17 protein-coding genes, 2 tRNA genes, 2 rRNA genes and 1 pseudogene (1 of these 22 running past the window's edge) are annotated in these 18,261 nt (G+C 43.0%); 14 read left to right on the plus strand and 8 right to left on the minus strand.

The window, feature by feature from the left end; all coding sequences use genetic code 11:
- From ACSYSN_RS01275 to ACSYSN_RS01305, 7 genes are all read left to right on the plus strand, one after another.
- Positions 1 to 2,549, plus strand: a 23S ribosomal RNA gene (locus ACSYSN_RS01275) (it extends 362 nt beyond the left edge of the window).
- 84 nt (positions 2,550 to 2,633) lie between these two features.
- Positions 2,634 to 2,750, plus strand: a 5S ribosomal RNA gene (gene rrf / locus ACSYSN_RS01280).
- A gap of 11 nt (positions 2,751 to 2,761) precedes the next feature.
- Positions 2,762 to 2,834: transfer RNA gene (locus ACSYSN_RS01285), tRNA-Asn, on the plus strand.
- Between the two features lie 179 nt (positions 2,835 to 3,013).
- On the plus strand, positions 3,014 to 4,015 hold the full coding sequence (locus ACSYSN_RS01290; protein ID WP_491712468.1) for a mannose/fructose/sorbose PTS transporter subunit IIA: 1,002 nt from the start codon (positions 3,014 to 3,016) through the stop codon (positions 4,013 to 4,015).
- Positions 4,016 to 4,033: 18 nt separating this feature from the next.
- Complete coding sequence (locus tag ACSYSN_RS01295) at positions 4,034 to 4,840, plus strand: PTS mannose/fructose/sorbose transporter subunit IIC (RefSeq protein ID WP_317637737.1); 807 nt, start codon at positions 4,034 to 4,036, stop codon at positions 4,838 to 4,840.
- Positions 4,841 to 4,867: 27 nt separating this feature from the next.
- Positions 4,868 to 5,782 carry a PTS system mannose/fructose/sorbose family transporter subunit IID gene (locus ACSYSN_RS01300; RefSeq protein WP_317637738.1) on the plus strand — a complete coding sequence of 305 codons (915 nt, stop codon included), beginning with the start codon at positions 4,868 to 4,870 and terminating at the stop codon, positions 5,780 to 5,782.
- A gap of 3 nt (positions 5,783 to 5,785) precedes the next feature.
- A complete protein-coding gene (locus tag ACSYSN_RS01305; RefSeq protein ID WP_491712469.1) occupies positions 5,786 to 6,148 on the plus strand; it encodes a DUF956 family protein in 363 nt (120 codons plus the stop codon).
- A gap of 41 nt (positions 6,149 to 6,189) precedes the next feature.
- Here the strand turns inward: ACSYSN_RS01305 and ACSYSN_RS01310 are convergent.
- Together ACSYSN_RS01310 and ACSYSN_RS01315 are read right to left on the minus strand one after the other, a co-directional pair.
- Positions 6,190 to 6,877 (minus strand): annotated as a pseudogene (locus tag ACSYSN_RS01310) (B3/B4 domain-containing protein).
- A 142-nt stretch (positions 6,878 to 7,019) separates the two neighbouring features.
- Entirely contained in the window at positions 7,020 to 8,390 is a 1,371-nt protein-coding gene (locus tag ACSYSN_RS01315; RefSeq protein ID WP_491712470.1) for an amino acid permease, read from the minus strand.
- Between the two features lie 167 nt (positions 8,391 to 8,557).
- On the opposite strand from ACSYSN_RS01315, the gene ACSYSN_RS01320 reads away from it, so the two are divergent.
- Positions 8,558 to 9,100, plus strand: a complete 543-nt coding sequence (locus tag ACSYSN_RS01320) for a GNAT family N-acetyltransferase (protein WP_491712471.1) — start codon at positions 8,558 to 8,560, stop codon at positions 9,098 to 9,100.
- A 139-nt stretch (positions 9,101 to 9,239) separates the two neighbouring features.
- Here the strand turns inward: ACSYSN_RS01320 and galE are convergent, their stop codons facing one another.
- Positions 9,240 to 10,229, minus strand: coding sequence for a UDP-glucose 4-epimerase GalE (galE, locus tag ACSYSN_RS01325; protein WP_491712472.1), 990 nt, complete (start codon positions 10,227 to 10,229; stop codon positions 9,240 to 9,242).
- 127 nt (positions 10,230 to 10,356) lie between these two features.
- Here galE and ACSYSN_RS01330 point away from each other — a divergent pair, with 127 nt between their 5' ends.
- Complete coding sequence (locus ACSYSN_RS01330) at positions 10,357 to 11,115, plus strand: NADPH-dependent oxidoreductase (protein WP_491712473.1); 759 nt, start codon at positions 10,357 to 10,359, stop codon at positions 11,113 to 11,115.
- A 92-nt stretch (positions 11,116 to 11,207) separates the two neighbouring features.
- Here ACSYSN_RS01330 and ACSYSN_RS01335 read toward each other — a convergent pair whose 3' ends face one another.
- From ACSYSN_RS01335 to ACSYSN_RS01345, 3 genes are all read right to left on the minus strand, one after another.
- Positions 11,208 to 11,324: an SLAP domain-containing protein gene (locus tag ACSYSN_RS01335; RefSeq protein WP_491712474.1), complete on the minus strand. Its 117-nt coding sequence runs from the start codon at positions 11,322 to 11,324 to the stop codon at positions 11,208 to 11,210.
- Between the two features lie 169 nt (positions 11,325 to 11,493).
- Positions 11,494 to 12,021 carry a hypothetical protein gene (locus ACSYSN_RS01340; protein ID WP_491712475.1) on the minus strand — a complete coding sequence of 176 codons (528 nt, stop codon included), beginning with the start codon at positions 12,019 to 12,021 and terminating at the stop codon, positions 11,494 to 11,496.
- A 75-nt stretch (positions 12,022 to 12,096) separates the two neighbouring features.
- Entirely contained in the window at positions 12,097 to 12,819 is a 723-nt protein-coding gene (locus ACSYSN_RS01345) for a BspA family leucine-rich repeat surface protein (RefSeq protein WP_491712476.1), read from the minus strand.
- 148 nt (positions 12,820 to 12,967) lie between these two features.
- Here ACSYSN_RS01345 and ACSYSN_RS01350 point away from each other — a divergent pair, with 148 nt between their 5' ends.
- A complete protein-coding gene (locus ACSYSN_RS01350) occupies positions 12,968 to 13,150 on the plus strand; it encodes a YlcI/YnfO family protein (RefSeq protein ID WP_317637748.1) in 183 nt (60 codons plus the stop codon).
- Positions 13,151 to 13,376: 226 nt separating this feature from the next.
- Positions 13,377 to 13,449: transfer RNA gene (locus ACSYSN_RS01355), tRNA-Thr, on the plus strand.
- A gap of 109 nt (positions 13,450 to 13,558) precedes the next feature.
- Here the strand turns inward: ACSYSN_RS01355 and ACSYSN_RS01360 are convergent.
- Complete coding sequence (locus ACSYSN_RS01360; protein WP_317637749.1) at positions 13,559 to 13,927, minus strand: EXLDI protein; 369 nt, start codon at positions 13,925 to 13,927, stop codon at positions 13,559 to 13,561.
- A 210-nt stretch (positions 13,928 to 14,137) separates the two neighbouring features.
- Here ACSYSN_RS01360 and ACSYSN_RS01365 point away from each other — a divergent pair, with 210 nt between their 5' ends.
- Together ACSYSN_RS01365 and ACSYSN_RS01370 are read left to right on the plus strand one after the other, a co-directional pair.
- Positions 14,138 to 14,590, plus strand: coding sequence for a MarR family winged helix-turn-helix transcriptional regulator (locus ACSYSN_RS01365; protein ID WP_491712477.1), 453 nt, complete (start codon positions 14,138 to 14,140; stop codon positions 14,588 to 14,590).
- A gap of 52 nt (positions 14,591 to 14,642) precedes the next feature.
- Positions 14,643 to 16,052: an MDR family MFS transporter gene (locus ACSYSN_RS01370; RefSeq protein ID WP_491712478.1), complete on the plus strand. Its 1,410-nt coding sequence runs from the start codon at positions 14,643 to 14,645 to the stop codon at positions 16,050 to 16,052.
- A 132-nt stretch (positions 16,053 to 16,184) separates the two neighbouring features.
- Here ACSYSN_RS01370 and ACSYSN_RS01375 read toward each other — a convergent pair whose 3' ends face one another.
- Positions 16,185 to 17,147, minus strand: a complete 963-nt coding sequence (locus ACSYSN_RS01375; protein WP_491712479.1) for a D-2-hydroxyacid dehydrogenase — start codon at positions 17,145 to 17,147, stop codon at positions 16,185 to 16,187.
- A gap of 261 nt (positions 17,148 to 17,408) precedes the next feature.
- On the opposite strand from ACSYSN_RS01375, the gene ACSYSN_RS01380 reads away from it, so the two are divergent.
- Positions 17,409 to 18,254, plus strand: coding sequence for a DUF6574 domain-containing protein (locus ACSYSN_RS01380; RefSeq protein WP_491712480.1), 846 nt, complete (start codon positions 17,409 to 17,411; stop codon positions 18,252 to 18,254).
- Positions 18,255 to 18,261 lie beyond the last annotated feature (7 nt).

Raw genomic sequence — 18,261 nt, forward strand, 5'->3', positions numbered from 1 at the left:
AAAGCCCCGTAAGCGAAATTGCGAGCGCGCCGAGCAGGATCCTGAGTAGGTCGGAACACGAGAAATTCCGATTGAAGCAGCGAGGACCATCTCGCAAGGCTAAATACTAGCATGTGACCGATAGTGAACCAGTACCGTGAGGGAAAGGTGAAAAGAACCCCGGAAGGGGAGTGAAAGAGAACCTGAAACCGTGTGCCTACAAGTAGTCAGAGCCCGTTAAGGGGTAATGGCGTGCCTTTTGTAGAATGAACCGGCGAGTTACGTTAATTAGCGAGGTTAAGTCCAAAAAGGACGGAGCCGGAGCGAAAGCGAGTCTGAAGAGGGCGAGTAAGTTAGTGGATGTAGACCCGAAACCAAGTGACCTACCCATGACCAGGTTGAAGGTGCGGTAAAGCGCACTGGAGGACCGAACCCACGTAAGTTAAAAATTGCGGGGATGAGTTGTGGGTAGCGGTGAAATTCCAAACGAACTTGGAGATAGCTGGTTCTCTCCGAAATAGCTTTAGGGCTAGCCTGGTGCGAGGATGATCATGGAGGTAGAGCTCTGTTTGGACGAAGGGCCCATCAAGGGTTACTGAATTCAGATAAACTGCGAATTCCATGGATCAAAGCACTGGAGTCAGACTGCGAGTGATAAGATCCGTAGTCGAAAGGGAAACAGCCCAGATCACCAGTTAAGGTCCCAAAATCTATGCTAAGTGGAAAAGGATGTGGAGTTGCGTAGACAACTAGGATGTTGGCTTAGAAGCAGCCATCATTAAAAGAGTGCGTAATAGCTCACTAGTCGAGTGACTTTGCGCCGAAAATTTACCGGGGCTAAGCATAGTACCGAAACTGTGGATGTGTAGTAATACACGTGGTAGGAGAGCGTTCTAAGGGCGGAGAAGCTTAACCGAGAGGATAAGTGGAGCGCTTAGAAGTGAGAATGCCGGTATGAGTAGCGCAAGATAGGTGAGAATCCTATCCGCCGAAAGACTAAGGTTTCCTGGGGCAGGCTCGTCCGCCCAGGGTAAGTCGGGACCTAAGGCAAGGCCGAAAGGCGTAGTCGATGGACAACAGGTAGAAATTCCTGTACTGCGTTAGATCGTTAAAAACGAAGGAGGGACGCAGGAGGCAAAGAACGCATGGCGCTGGAAGCCCATGTTTAAACGATAAGTGTGGAGAAGAGTCAAATGCTTTTTTCCGGAAAGCACAAGTCGTGATGAGGAGCGAAATTAAAGTAGCGAAGGTTCTAGAGTCACACTGCCAAGAAAAGCTTCTAGTGAGAGCTAACGTACCCGTACCGCAAACCGACACAGGTAGTCGAGTGGAGAACACTAAGGTGAGCGAGAGAACTCTCGTTAAGGAACTCGGCAAAATAGCCCCGTAACTTCGGGAGAAGGGGTGCTGGTGTAAGAGCCAGCCGCAGTGAATAGGCCCAAACAACTGTTTATCAAAAACACAGGTCTCTGCAAAGTCGAAAGACGACGTATAGGGGCTGACACCTGCCCGGTGCTGGAAGGTTAAGGAGAGAGGTTAGCGTAAGCGAAGCTTTGAACTGAAGCCCCAGTAAACGGCGGCCGTAACTATAACGGTCCTAAGGTAGCGAAATTCCTTGTCGGGTAAGTTCCGACCTGCACGAAAGGTGTAATGATTTGGGCACTGTCTCAACGAGAGACTCGGTGAAATTATAATACCCGTGAAGATGCGGGTTACCCGCGACAGGACGGAAAGACCCCATGGAGCTTCACTGCAATTTGATATTGAGTAGCTGTTAAACATGTACAGGATAGGTAGGAGCCAGAGAAGATAGTACGCCAGTATTATCAGAGGCAATGTTGGGATACTACCCTTGTTTGATGGCTGCTCTAACCAGGGCCTCTAAGCGAGGCATGGGACAGTGTCAGATGGGCAGTTTGACTGGGGCGGTCGCCTCCTAAAGAGTAACGGAGGCGCCCAAAGGTTCCCTCAGAATGGTTGGAAATCATTCACAGAGTGTAAAGGTATAAGGGAGCTTGACTGCGAGAGCGACAACTCGAGCAGGGACGAAAGTCGGGCTTAGTGATCTGGTGGTACCGCATGGAAGGGCCATCACTCAACGGATAAAAGCTACCCTGGGGATAACAGGCTTATCTCCCCCAAGAGTTCACATCGACGGGGAGGTTTGGCACCTCGATGTCGGCTCGTCGCATCCTGGGGCTGAAGTAGGTCCCAAGGGTTGGGCTGTTCGCCCATTAAAGCGGCACGCGAGCTGGGTTCAGAACGTCGTGAGACAGTTCGGTCCCTATCCGTCGTGGGCGTTGGAAATTTGAGAGGAGCTGTCCTTAGTACGAGAGGACCGGGATGGACATACCGCTGGTGTACCAGTTGTTCTGCCAAGGGCATAGCTGGGTAGCTACGTATGGAAGGGATAAGCGCTGAAAGCATCTAAGTGCGAAACCCCCCTCAAGATGAGATTTCCCATACGAAAGTAGTAAGACACCTCAAAGACGATGAGGTAGATAGGCTAGGAGTGGAAGAGCCGTGAGGTTTGGAGCGGACTAGTACTAATCAGTCGAGGACTTGACCAAAGCGAGTGCAAGCTAAAGATTGGGGAAGGGAATTTTCGAAGGATTATATTTAGTTTTGAGTGTAAAAACTCAAAAAGAGAAAAGTACGGTGGCAAGAGCAAGAAGGAAACACCTGTAACCATGCCGAACACAGCAGTTAAGCTTCTTAACGCCGAGCGTAGTTGGTGGGAGACTGCCTGCGAGGGTAGGACGCTGCCGTGCTTTTTTAATATTCCGGCTTAGCTCAGTTGGTAGAGCGCTTGACTGTTAATCAAGATGTCGTCAGTTCGAGTCTGACAGCCGGAGCAAGTAAGAGAAGAGGACCCCCAGGTCCTTTTTTTGAGCGCAATCAATCCTTTCTTGTTATGCAAAAATCCGCTTCTGTTATCTTAAAGATTGTTGAAAATCGCCAATTACCGCGTGACTTAAGGTTTTTCAAAAGGTATAATAGTCAAGGATATATTTTATCTAAAGGAGGAAATCTCATGGTAGGAATTGTATTAGCCAGCCATGGCGGTTTCGCCGATGGAATTGCGCAGTCTGCGCAAATGCTGTTCGGCGAACAAGACAATTTTGCCCATGTTATTTTGACGCCTGATGAGGGGCCAGATGACATTAAAGGTAAAATGGAAGACGCGATTGCTTCATTTGACAATAAAGATGAAGTATTACTAATCGTTGATCTATGGGGAGGTACACCATTCAACCAGGCGAATAGTTTACTTGAAGAAAAACCTGCTTGGGCAGTTGTATCAGGTATGAATTTACCAATGGTGGTAGAAGCGTTAACGCAACGGATGACGAATCCTGAGGCCACTGCGCACGAAGTTGCGACTGCAATTATTACCCCAGCTCAGGAAGGCATTAAGACAAAGCCAGCTGACTTAATGCCAACAGCAGCTAATCAAGCTGCTCCTAAGACTAAAGCTGCTGACCAAAAGGAAATTCCCGAAGGAACTGTTGTAGGCGATGGCCACATTAAATTTGTGTTAGCCAGAATTGATTCACGGTTGCTGCATGGTCAGGTCGCTACTGGCTGGATTCCAGCAATGCATCCAGACCGAGTTATTGTCGTTTCTGACAGTGTGGCTAAGGATGAAATGCGTAAGAGCATGATTCGTGAAGCAGCGCCAGCGGGCGTTAAAGCTCATACGGTGCCAATCGAAAAAATGATTGAAATTGCTCAAGATCCACGTTTTGGCAATACTCATGCCCTGTTACTCTTTGAAAATCCCGAAGATGTTTTAAAGGTAGTCAAAGCGGGGGTTAATATCGAGACGGTTAATGTGGGCTCAATGTCTTACCGGGTTGGCGATGTTAATGCTAACAATGTATTGTCGATGAACCAAGAAGACGTCGACACTTTCCATGAACTTGAAAAGATGGGCGTTAAGTATGATGTTCGTAAGGTTCCGACCGATAAGTCAGGCAACATGGACGCAATTTTGGCTAAGGCTCAAAGTTTACTAGACGAACAAAAGAAATAATAGGATAGGAGCAAAAAAATGAATGCTATTCAAATGATTTTAGTTGTTCTTGTTGCCTTTTTAGCAGGTATGGAAGGCATCTTGGATCAATGGGAATTTCACCAACCTCTGGTTGCCTGTACGCTAATTGGATTGGTTACGGGACACTTAGACTTGGGAATTATGTTAGGTGGTTATTTACAAATGATCGCCCTCGGTTGGGCTAATATTGGTGCAGCTGTGGCTCCCGATGCTGCTTTGGCTTCCGTTGCCTCAGCTATCATCTTAGTTCAAAGTGGCCAAGGTACCAAGGGAATCGGTATGGCTACGGGGATTGCGATGCCATTAGCCGTTGCCGGTTTGTTCTTGACCATGATTGTGCGGACTATTTCTACTGGTATTGTGCACATTATGGATGCTGATGCTAAAAAGGGCAATTGGCGCAAAATCAATATGTGGCAATGGCTTGATGTCTGCTTGCAAGGGTTACGAATTGCTATCCCTGCTGCTTTGTTGCTTGCTATTCCCGCCTCAACTGTTCAGTACTGGTTGGGCTTAATGCCTGCTTGGCTAAGTGAAGGCATGCAAATCGGTGGTGCTATGGTGGTAGCAGTTGGTTATGCAATGGTAATTAACATGATGGCTAGTCGTGAAGTTTGGCCATTCTTTGCCATCGGTTTTGCCCTGGCAGCAATTCAAAATTTAACCCTAATTGCTTTGGGTGCAATCGGTTTAGCAATGGCTGTGATGTACTTGGCACTTGAGTCAAAGGGTGGCAGCAGCAATTCAAATTCAGATAATGACGGTACCGGCGACCCACTCGGCGATATCATTGATGATTATTAAAGTGATATTTAAGAGGAGGATTTTATTATGGCTGATCAAAAAATCAAATTAACTAAAACCGACCGCTTCAAAGTAATGTGGCACTCACAATTCTTGCAGGCTTCTTGGAATTATGAAAGAATGCAGAACGGTGGGTTCGCATATTCGATGATCCCAGCTTTGCGTAAGTTATATTCTGACAAGGATGATATGGCAGCAGCTCTTGAGCGACACTTGGTGTTCTTCAATGTGCACCCCTACCTAGTTTCACCAATTTTGGGTGTTACGCTGGCTTTAGAAGAGGATAAGGCTAATGGTGCTCCGGTTGAAGACGAGGCTATTCAGGGCGTTAAGGTTGGAATGATGGGACCGCTGGCCGGTGTCGGCGACCCAGTCTTCTGGTACACGGTGCGGCCAATTGTTGGTGCGCTCGGTGCTTCAATGGCGATTCAGGGTAACCTGCTGGGACCAATTCTGTTCTTTGTTATCTGGAACGCAATTAGATTGGCATTTATGTGGTACACCCAGGAATTCGGTTATCGTGCGGGTTCTGCAATTACTAACGATGTGTCCGGTGGACTTTTGCAAAAGGTTACCCGAGGCGCTTCCATGATGGGAATGTTCGTTTTAGGTTCACTAATTGAGCGCTGGGTTAACATCAAGTTCACCCCAATCGTCTCGAAAACACCAATTCAAAAGGGTGGCTACATTGATTGGAACTCACTTCCAGCTGGTGCCAAAGGGATTCAACAAGCTTTGATTGATCAAAGTAATGGCTTGTCTTTAACCAAGTTCAAGGTAACAACGCTACAGAACAATCTGGATATGTTAATCCCAGGTCTTGCTGGTCTCTTATTAACCTTCTTCTGTATGTGGTTATTAAAGAAGAAAGTTTCACCAATTGTGATCATCATCGGTATTTTTATTGTCGGTGTGGTATTGCACGTTTTGCATGTACTGTAAAAAATGGTTGAATCAAGTAATATCAACTTCGATTTAACATCCAGTGCAACTTGGTTTCGCGGTGTAGCGACCTACGGTAAAATCATGGTCGGCAATAAGGCGTTTGAGTTTTACAATGACCGTAACCCCGCTGACTATGTCCAGATACCCTGGGCAGAAGTAACCTATGTTGTGGCTGATGTGCATTTTGGTGGCCGGTACATTCCGCGCTTTGAAGTTAGAACGCGTAAAAATGGGGAGTTTATCTTCTCGGCGCGCAATAACAAGGAAGCTTTGCGGGCTATCCGGAAGTATGTACCGGCTGATCGGATGCGGCGGGCCTTAGGTCTGTGGCAGAAAATTAAGAGTAGATTTATTCATAAATAGCAAAATTCCGCGGTAAGTAACCTTACCGCGGAATTTTTTGTCTAGTTTTTGCTAAAACATTTAATTGTTCCTTTAACTTTTAACTTGTCAAAGATCTCATTTTGCAGCGCGTTAATAGCATTTTGCGCTCTGGCTTTTTGTTGATCAGTGATACCTTCAATAATTAAAATTGCATTCTTTGTTTTTTCTGTAAGCATGGTGCGCTCACCATCACGCCAGTTGAGAGAATGGCAGATGGCACCACTGGTGTCATAATAAATTACTTCTTGGGGACGGGGTGGGTCGTTTTTATCGGAGCCAATTGGATAGAAAGCTTCATTGCCCTGTGCTAACCCTAAGTGCATGGTGCCAGTTAGCGTGTCGAGATCCTCACCCCGCAGGGAACGCCGTAGGCTAATGAAATGCTGTTATAAATATCCACTAGAGGATTAATTGGGGTAAAGGTGTGGCCTTGGTCGACTCTTTTTAGTAAAGCCTCAATTGAAGCACGAGCCCCTTTTTCTTTTTAAACTTGGTCATGACCGTGCGCCATTCGGCAATAACAGAATTATTCTTAAAGTCTGGCGCGGTTAAAAATGATTTAGCCTGTTCTTCAGCCTGACTAAGTAGCAATTGATACTCTGTTTGGTCAGTAGGGATATGGTTGTCAATGTTTCGTAATTCAATAGCAAAAATTTGTGCATCTGGAAACAATGACCAAAATTCTTGGTCAACAATTAGTGCAGTCATGGTAATTCTCCTAATAATAAAAAACACTTAGTAAACTCTACTAAGACCTAAAGAGTTCACTAAGTGCGGTCACCCGGTGGCGACTATGATGTGTATTTAACTGCGATTTTAATATAAAATTTGAACAAAAACAAGTACCAAGCTAAGCTGCTTTTTCTTTAGTCCAAAGTTTAGCTGTGCTAGCTAGCAAAACGAAGATCAAAATTGCTACAATCATTGCCGTTCGGTTGGCTGGTAAAATTAATAGTAAAACAATCATCAAGACAAAAAAGATTAGGGCAAGATAATCCAACCAAGGAAAACCCGGCATTTGAAAAGTGGTCAATTCTTGCTGGTTAGTCTTGCGGCGGTATACGATATGGGTAAGGAGCATTAAACACCAGATAATTAGGAACATACTGGTTGAGGTGGACGAGATAAAGTCAAAAGCACTGTTACCAATCATGATGATAACCAGTGGAGCAAGTGCCATGAGTCCAGCAGATAAGATGAGAGCATTCTGTGGTAGTTGCCGCCGCAGCTGACCGAAGGTTTTATTCCATTTGCCTTCACCGTTGAAGGTGGCTGAGAACAGTAAACGGCCAGCACTATACAGGAAGCTGTTGGTGGAGGAGACGGCTGCAGAAATCACCACAAAGTTGATGATTGAGCCGGCATTTTTTATTCCAGTTGCGGCCAAGGTTTGCACAAAGGGACTGGATGAAGTGGAAATTTGGGGCCAAGGGATAACTATGAGAATAGCGATAATTGCCAATACATAGAAAAGAATAATCCGCACGGGTACTTGGTTGATAGCCTTTTTGATAACAACTTGGGGATTCTGTGCTTCAGCAGCCGTTACCCCGACCAGTTCCACACCTACAAAGCTAAAGATAACCATTTGAAAGCCTGAGAAAAAGCCATTACTGCCTTTAGCAAAAAATCCGCCATTAGTGGTTAGATTGGCAAGGGTCACGGGCCCAAAGCTAGTTTTACCACCTTTAGCTAGTAAATAACCAACTAGAATAACAAAGGCAATTACGGTCACAATTTTGATAATGGCAAAGCTGAACTCCAGATTGCCAAAAAGCCGGGCCGACAGTAGGTTGATAAAGAGCAAAATAGCAATTGTGACCAGTCCCGGCACCCAGGTAGGCAAATGCGGGAACCAGTACTGAAAGTAAATGCCCAAGGCCGTCATTTCGGCCATTCCCAGGGTTATCCAGCTAATCCAGTATAGGTAGCCGGTAATAAAACCAATATCTTTGCCAAGGTATTTTTTAATAAAGTCAATGTAGGTGTGCTTGGATAAGTCGGAAACTATCAACTCTCCCAGTGCCCGCATCAATAGAAACAAAAAAATTCCGACAATCACGTAGATCAGAATAACGCTAGGACCGGCTCGCCGGATACTGTTGCCCACACCTAAAAATAAGCCGGTACCAATTGTTCCGCCTAAGGCAATTAGCTGAATATGGGCGTTGGTTAGCGTCCGTTCATAAGTGGGTTCGCTTTTTTGGTCTTTTTTACTCATCAGATCACTCCATTTTTCAAACTGGGATATTATTTAATTATAACATTTACCCAATAGTTTGATTTAAAGGACCAGTAAAAATACTAGGTTGTCCTAATTTTAAAAAAATAGTCCAGCGGGCTTTTCTTGTAGTATGATAAATTTACTAAAAATGGGAGGGTATTTAAATGTTTGTTAGCCGTAACTTCACGCTTAATAATCTGACTATTCAGTTGGCTTTACCGGAACTCAGCCATGCGCCGGCCTTGTTTGAGTTGGTTAAACAAGATCGCTCAGACTTGTCCCGCTTTTTGCCATGGGCTGATAAAGTGGTAACTGTGCAAGATGAAGTTGACTTTATTAAGATGATCCGGGTAGATACGGCCAATTATCGGAAATTAGTGCTAGTCGTTTTAGTTGATCATCAACCTGCAGGCATGGTTGATGTGCACAAGATTAACTTGAAAAACGAAAGCGGCGAAATTGGATACTGGCTTGGACAAGCCTTCCAAGGTCAAGGTATTATGACCAAGGCGGTAGAGCAAATAATTGACCTTGCCTGGGTCGAACTCGGTTTGCATCGGTTGAATTTATTGGCCGAGCATGATAACCACGCTAGTCGGGCAATTGCCACCCGGCTGCATTTTACCCATGTTGCTTTACTCAAGGATGAGTTGAAATATCATGGCAAATTTCATGACCTGGATCTGTATACAATAATTGGTAAATAAACAGTTAAGTAGAATTTTGGTCGCTGATAATAAAGCTCAATTTTCTGTCTTTTAGCTAATTTAGTTATAAAAATAGTCCCAAAAGTTGTCTAACTTTCGGGACTCATTTCATGCTCTAAGGTGTTGCCAGCTTTTTTATTTAGTCATCGTAGCCATTGGGGCAAGTCTGATGCCACTTCCAGGCACTAGCGATAACTTCTTGGACATTTTCGTGTTGAGGCTGCCACTTTAAGATAGTTCTTGCTTTAGTCGAATCAGCTACCAGACTGTCAGGATCCCCACCTCGTCTTGGGCCCATTGTATAGGGAATGTCAATACCGGTAACCTCACATGCCGCCTGCAAAATTTCTAAATTAGAATAACCATGAGCTGTGCCCAGGTTAAAGATATCTGACTTGTTGGTTGTCATCAAGTGCTTAAGTGCTAGGATATGGGCATCAACTAAGTCAGAAATTTCCACGTAGTCGCGCACGTTAGTGCCGTCTTTGGTGTCGTAGTCATTTCCGAAGATGGTCAACTTGCCATCACCGCTAACTGCGCTCTTGAGAATGTTGGGGATCAGGTGAGTTTCAGGTGCGTGGTCTTCTCCGGTTTTACCGTCACTAGAAGCTCCTGCAACGTTAAAATAACGTAGGGCAATCGACTTAATTCCATCGGCCTGGTCAGCCCAGTGCATAATCTTTTCCATCATGAGCTTAGTTTCACCATATGGATTGATTGGTTCCGTCGGTGAATCCTCAGTGATTGGTAGTTGCTTGGGTATACCATATGTTGCTGCACTTGATGAAAAGACTAGGTAGTTGACGCCAGCATCCTTCATTGCTTCAAGTAAGGCAATCATGCCAGAGACATTGTTGTCGTAATACTTTAAAGGCTTTTTTACGGATTCTGGCACGAGGGAGTATGCAGCAAAGTGCATTACGGCGTCAATGTGCTCATTGCGCAAAATCTGGCTAACTAAAAACTTGTTTTCAATGTCGCCTTGATAAAACTTGGCTTGGGGGTCGACCGCTTTACGGTGACCGGTGTAGAGGGCGTCGAGTATGACCACCTCATTACCCTGGTTAATGAGTCCTCTAACTGCGTTAGAGCCAATATAGCCCGCTCCACCAACAACTAATATACGCATAATTACCTCCATGTGAATATAAATAGTTAAGTAAATTTTAGCACAGCGTAGCAAAAGTAGGAGGCATTTTTTATGCTATAATGAAGTTACTTACTTATTATTAGTAATATAGAAAGAAGCGCTAACCATGATGCACAATTCAACAATTGACCAGCAGCTTGATCACCGATCGATTCGAAAATTTAAGGATAAGCAGCTCACTAAGGACCAGCTGACCATCCTTTATACGGTCTTCCAGCATACGGCCACTAGCATGTTCATGCAGAATGCAACGCTGTTGCATATCACTGCTGAAAGAAAAAAGGCAAAGATTAGGGATTTATGCGGGCAGCAATATGTTGGAGCAGAAGGTGACTTGTTAATTTTTGTGGTTGACTTGTACCGTAATCAGCAAATTCGCCAGCAACTGGGGCAGGACGACGGCCGGGTGAATACGACAGATATTTTCTTCCAGGGGATGGATGACACCTTGCTGGCCTGGCAAAATGTGGCCAATGCAGTGGAGAGTATGGGGCTAGGTTATGTGCCGCTGGGCACGATTAACGATCATCCCTTGGCAATGTTAGAAGTGCTAGACCTGCCCGAATTGACTTTTCCGGCGCTAGGGATGCAAGTTGGAGTCCCAGACCAGCAGCCGCAACTTAAGCCGCGCTTGCCACTTGAGTTTACCACCTTTGAAAATGACTATTCGCGCAACTTTAAGGTTGATGATCTCAAGGAGTACGACCAGGAGGTAACCACGTATTATGACCTGCGTGATGCCAACCGGCGCATTGACTCTTTTACCAAACAGATTACTGGTAATAAGTTAAACATTAGGACCATTGATCGCGATCAACTGCCAGAATTATTGCATAAACAGAAACTGTGTCTAGATTGGAAATAAGGTAAGATTTGGCAGATAATGAAAGGCCCCATAGGTTGTTCAACTTACGGGGCTCATTTCTTGGTTATGCTTTTTATGCACAAGAAATTACTTTAAACTAGTTTTACGTTAACGACACGAATGTAACGATTCTTTGCAATCCGGTAATAAGTCTTACCTTTGATACGATAAACCTTGCCATTGCTCTTTACAACGGAACCTCGCTTCAAGAGTTTTCTTGAAACGCGCTTACCTGTCTTGGTATAACGATATGATGCTTTACGCAGTTTTAACGCTGAGTATTATTGTTGATAAGCGTAGTGGCTCGACAGCGGTTAAAGCGCGATCACACAATACGATGGCGATTTTTTGATTAAGTATCATTTTATCCTCTAACTTTTAATACACAAAGTGAGGATAATGACGGTTTTTAAGCCGGTTAGCAAGTTTAGAAGAGTGATAACGGTGGATGGTACCTCCCAAATCATGACCACTAGCACTGGTTAAAACTTGATGTCCCTTAAGCGTAGAAACATTAAAAGAGGCTCCTCCTGTTGTTTGATACCAGCCTGCTATAAGAATCCACCTGCGTCCGCGAACAGTTGTCGTAGGTTCTAAAATATAAATCCAGTTTTCTTTTTTTGTTTCATGCTTGGGATAGGCTGGATCATTTGTGGGTTTATTGTGTAAATACTGCACTTCTTTTTTGCCGTCATAATACGATATTAACTTCGTTTTAGTATAAATCTCTTTTTCAATTCGTTTGGTTATATTATCGTAATGATACCAGGTGCCGCGCATTTTCTTGGGGAAGACGGCTCTGGTGGGTTTTGCCTGCACGGAATTGACGGAAGTAGCCGATAAACTACTGGTCGTGCCTAAGCTGATTAACGCAACTAATGCAAGCAGATTTTTTTGGACTTTCATATGGCTTTTTTCTCCTAATCTGCTGTTGACAGCTATAACAACATTGACCAAGTATAATTATTTTTTTAAAGCAACTTAGTCTGCATTTTTTTCGATGCCGATGATTTTAACTTTGGTAGTGTCAAGACCATCAAAAATCGAATCCGAAGTGGAGTTAATGCCCCAGCCAGTCAGATTGATTTCAGTTAACGATTTGTCACCGGAAAACATCTCATAAGAATCCTGTAACGTACTTGTGTCCCAGCTACTTAAGTCCAAAGACTTCAATTTTTTATCTTTAGCAAACAGACTGCTTAAATTATAAGTAATGCCCGTATCTACTTTATCAAGTCCGCTAATATCTTCGAGATTGTACAGCTTTGAAAACAGGTCTTTAGAATCATCTGATAAGGCTATTTCATTATCAATACTAATATGCTTGATGTTACTCGGTTTGAATGTGCGCCTTTTAGAGATATGTTTTTTCGCCTTATGAACTGCCTCATAGATTGGAGTTGTTCCTAAGATGTTATTGTTTGCGCCTTCCTTGATGTGCAGGGTCTTAGTCGTAACATCAAACTTTAAAATACAATTATTATTTTCAGAATATTTGCTGATTTTGATGGTTTTCTTACTTTTCGCTTGAATAGTTTGAAGGGCACCCGGTTGTTTTGGCAGAACTGTCGTTGAGACCCCAACCAGCGTGCCGGCGAGAGCTGCACTAATTATTAATTTACCTATTTTGTGATTGTTTTTCATTTTTACTCCTTTACCTAATGATTCTTTCTTGTTGTTATCCTTCTGAATAGTTGCTAGCAATAATCGTCCTCCTTTATTTTGAGCTAGAAATTTTGACAGTATTATTATACGCTTTGCATTTCTTTTTATGCCGTAATTTAAAATGCATTATGCAATGCATATTTATCACTACTTGCCCCATATAATTAACTTGCAGGAGGTGATTAATTTGGCATTCAGAATCAAACCAAATCACAGGGAAACTGAAAATAAAACAGTTAGGTTTCCCCTTAAGCTCATTCAAAGAATCGAGCAGGCAATTAAGGGTAAGAATGTAACCTTTTCAGGTTTTGTAATCCAAGCATGTGAGTATGCACTAGACAATATGGAAGAAACACCAAAAGAAAAATAATAATATCATTTACTCTACAGCTATATTTTATAATTTGTCTTGCAAAAAGCAGTACAAATTATCAATATAGTATAAATGATTCTATTTATATCTTTAAAAATAGCGTTTCTGTAATGTAAGAAACACTGGTTTGTTCATTAAAAGTATTAATATCAGGCAAGAAAAGTCATGCATTCAATTGCATGACTTTTTAAGTTCTGCTATAATTTAAACGTTGTCAAAAAGCGCTGATTTAGCTCAGTTGGTAGAGCGTTTCCCTCGTAAAGAAAAGGTCGCCAGTTCGATTCTGGCAATCAGCATAAGTTAAGAACATGTAGCAAGCCCAAATTTATCTGACCTAGGTGAGATAAACTCGGGCTGATTTTTGTTTATTACGGAGATTTGGGCCAAAATTAGACAAGCTAATAGTTAAATATCCAGTTTTTCTATAAGTGTTCCTTGGTCAACTTTTTGTTGTAGCTTTTGAATTAATGCAGTACTTAAATAGGTTTGCAACTGTGCCAATTGAGGTACGACCTTAAAAATAATCTGATTATCGATATCTTCTGGAGCAAAAGCAGAGTCATATTTGTGAGGATCGCTCCAATAATTCCAATTGACATCAGTGCGCTGATAGTAGACATAATTATGTTTAGGAGTTTGATAAATTCTTTGAGATATTTTGGTTTGATTGTTAGCTGACTTTTGACAATGACTGTAAATTTTTATCCCTTGAAATATTTTTGTTTCATGTATTCCTTGGTTGTTAATTGTTAAAGTGATTTCTTGGTAAGCCATTGATATTATCTCCGCATTAGATATTATATTTATAGATTTTATCATATTTTCACAACAAGTAATGCTTCAAAATAGTTGTAATGCGGCTAATTCCTAACGCGATTACTTTAAGTAAGAGTGGTGGAAAATAATTAGTTACAAGTAAACTTATTCATCAAATGCTTGTTTTTTTAATAAAGTGTAGTAAACTACATATTAAAGGAGGAAAACATGAATAATTCATCCTTAAATGAACTTGGTCCGCTAATTAAGATTGCTAATACGCTGATTGAGAAGGAACTCAATAATCGGATAGCCCGGGCAATTACCGATTATAACCTGACCGGTCCGCAAATTACGATGATGGTTTACTTGTATGAAGCACATGGTAAGACAATTACGCAAAAAGAATTGGCCGATAAATTTGTTTTGAGTCATCCAACTATTCGCAGTGTTGTTCGACGCTTAGAAAAGGCAAACTTACTGAGTGCGGAACGAATGCCGGAAGATCGCCGGCAGATTAAGTTGTCTTTGACTACTGCAGGCAGCAGTTTTATTGCTACTAATCTTGCTGATATCTATGCGATTATGAATGAGGTCAACCGGCAAATCGTGCAGGGGCTCAGCCCGGCTGATCTTAAGCGAATTACCAAAACTTTGCAGCAGATTATTAAGAACTTCTAATGTTCTTTTTTATCAACATAAGTGTAGTTTACTACATAAAAGGAGAGAAAACATGACTAGTGCCAGCACCCCTAAAATGACAAACCGGCAGCGCAACATGATGATGGTCGTTCTGCTATTTGGAGCCTTTGTTGCTCTTTTGGCAGAGACTTTTTTAAATAATGCGTTACCAACAATAATGCATGCTTTTAGCGTCAGTCAAGCGACTGCCCAATGGCTGACGACGGGCTACTTATTGGTCGTTGGTTTAATGATTCCAATGTCCGCGTGGATTTTTAATTCATTTAGCCTGAAGGTCAATTATTTGACGATGATGGCCATCTTTTTTAGCGGATCTGTAGTCTGTGCGCTTGCGCCTAACTTTACCACTTTACTGGTCGGACGTATTATTGAAGCAGTTGCGGCCGGCGGGTTAATGCCTTTTATCCAAAATGTGATTTTATTACTATTCCCACCAGCAAAACGGGGGATGGCAATGGGAATTACCGGTCTGGTAATTGGTTTTGGACCTGCCGTTGGGCCAACCGTTTCAGGGTTGATTTTAAAATACGCGGATTGGCAAATGCTGTTTATTATTTTGAGTGTAACCAGTTTACTGGTGGGGCTGGCAGCCGCCTTTACGATTAAGGATATTACCCAGCCCAAATTTGTCTCGCCTGATATGACCTCGTTTCTTGAAACAATCTTTGGCTTTGGGTTAGTCCTGTACGCCTTATCTGAACTTGGCAATACTGGGAGAATCACGCTGCCGCTCGTATTTTGTTTGCTTTTGGGTTTAGTGATTATCATCTTTTTCTGCCGACGGCAACTAAAGATGCAGACACCGTTGCTGGATATCCGCATTTTTAAAAATCTAAAGTTCGACCTTTGTACAGGATTAAGCATGATTAGCAACATCGCCATGGTTGGTATTGAATTGATTCTGCCCCTGTACTTACAAACAACTAGGGCTGAAACAGCTGTAACGGCAGGACTGGTAATGATGCCGGGTGCCTTAGTGATGGTTATTTGCAATCCAATTTCAGGTACGCTTTATGACAAGTTTGGCATTAAGAAACTGTCAATCTTTGGCTTTGCGATGTTACTACTGGGTACATTACCGATGTTAACGTTTAAGGCAGATACAAGTTTACTAGTTATTGGAATCTGGTATGCAGTACGGATGGTAGGAATTTCCTTTACCATGATGACCACCTTCACAGCCGGGATTAACCTGGTAAATAAGGAGCTTACAGCCTATGCTAATGCTGCATCGTCAACTATCAGACAAGTTGGTGGCTCTCTTGGGACCGCTTTGGCAATGTTGGTAATTGCGCTGGCGACAACCATGAAAGCTGGGGTAAGCAAAGGTGCTGCGCTTGCCGCCGGTTACCACTGGGGCTTTATCCTAATGATCAGCTTTGTGCTAGTGGGACTAGTCTTGTCGTTTTTCTTGCCAACAGCTAAGGAAGAGCACAAGTAATACTATTAAGTAGTTATGCTTTACACCCAAATCATTTTGCTTGAGCAAAAAGCAGTATTAGGCAATTTTTTAACCTAAAATAAAAGCCCAGCCATACCTAAGTTGGTATAGCGGGCTTTTTTGTGTGTTAACTTAGTTAACCACGTTCATTTCTTGGCCATTGAGGAAGGCTCGCAAATTATCAAGCACAATCCCGAGCAGCCGGTTACGAGTTTCACGGGGGGCCCAGGCAATGTGCGGCGTAATATAGCAGTTCTGCGCGGCTAATAATGGACTAGTTGCTGGAATCGGCTCGCGCCCAGCCACATCAACACCAGCGGCGCCAACTTTACCACTAGCAAGGGCAGCAGCTAAGTCGGCCTCCTTAATCAGGCCACCGCGGGCAGTATTAATGATGATAACGCCGTCTTTCATCTGACTAAGAGACTCTTGATTAATCATTTCGGTAGTTTCGGGTGCCTGCGGAACGTGCAGACTGATGATATCGGCCTGTTGGTATAACTGGTCTAATCCAACTTGCTTAGCGTAGGCTGGAAGGTTTGTCTTAGGCCGATGATTGTAAAAAATCACGTTCATTGAAAAAGCGTGGCCAATTTCAGCCACCTTTTGGGCAATACTACCAAAACCAATGAGGCCAAGTGTCTTGCCTGATAGTTCCATTAATGGCTTAGCCCAAAAAGTAAAGTCAGAATTGCTCGACCACTTTCCTTGGTGGACTAACTCGTTGTGCAAACCGACTTGACTGGTAATTTCAAGCAGCAGGGCAAAAGTAAACTGAGCAACGGCCTCGGTGCCGTAGGTCGGGATATTAGTCACGGGGATGCCAGCAGCTCGGGCGGCCACCGTATCGATCACGTTATAGCCCGTTGCAGTTACACCGATATACTTAAGCTTGGGTGCGGAAGTGATGACAGTTTGGTCCAGCGGGGTCTTGTTGGTTAAGACTATTTCTGCGTCACCAATCCGGTTGAGAATTTCGTCGTCGTTGTCCACAGGTGTCCGATCGTAAAAAGTACATTCGCCTAATTTTTTAAGCGGTGCCCAGTCTAGATCTCCAGGATTTAAGGCGTAACTATCCAAATTTACAATTTTCATTTTTCTTACCTCATTAGAAAATTAGTTTCTCTTCTGTCTTCTAGTTTACTATAATTTCCCGGGTTAACTGTAATAAAAATTCACTTTATAAATAAATTGAATCTTGCGGCTATTTGACAGTATTTTTGAATAATTCTACAATTACTGGATATACTACTTTTTCACAATAAGTTGATAAAGCAGAGAAATAAAAGTGGTTTATTTGTTGTTTTATAATTATCTGTATTGTCAATATAAGATAAGTTAGAGAAGGAGTTATGAATGAAAAAATGTCCTAAATGCGGTGCCACAATGGAAGCCGATGTCAATTTTTGCACAGCCTGTGGAACTGATTTACGCGGAGTAAAAGCAATCCCAAAGACGCAGCAAGCACCACTTAAGCAGCAGGAAGAGCCCTCGGTTCAGCCGCAACAAGTGGAGGCTAGTCAGTCAGTAAACAATCAGGCTAGTGGCCAAACAACCGGAAAGGCAAGAGTCTGGGGCTACTATTGGCAATGGTGCCTTGATTCTTGGAAAAATCCGGCGAACACCACGGTGCAAGCTGAAAGCTGGTACGGCTGGGTGACTATTCTACTGGTCGACTTACTAATTGTTTTGGGCCTATACTTCTGTGCCAACACGCTACTTCATGCTGCGATTAGTTTTTCAAATCACTTTAATGAAGCGGGACAAGGCCTCAGCATGGTCGATTTTTCCTTTGGGATCGTTTTAAAAGTGCTCCTGTTTATTCTGTTATATGAAATAATTATGATTGGCAGTACTTATTTGGCTCACAAGTTTATTTATGATCGAAAAGTGGCACTACTAGACTTTGTCAATCGCAGCGCCCATGCGAGCAACTTGAACCTGATTTTTGCCGCCATCTTCTTTTTATTAATGTTGATGGGGCCTGGCAGTATTGTGCCCGCTGTAATTTTATTATTGGTAATTTTAATGCTGTTCTCAGTGGGTCAACAAGTAGTCTTGCTTAGTGATGAAGGTGCAAAGCGGGACAAAGTCTATGGCTGTCTGATTTCGTTGGGAATCAATTTTGTCGGGATGTTAATCTTGAATGCGCTACTTTTTCAGACTATTATCGGACAAATGATGTCTTTTGGTAGAATGTAGGGGTGAA

The sequence above is a fragment of the Lactobacillus sp. ESL1191 genome, assembly GCF_058504435.1.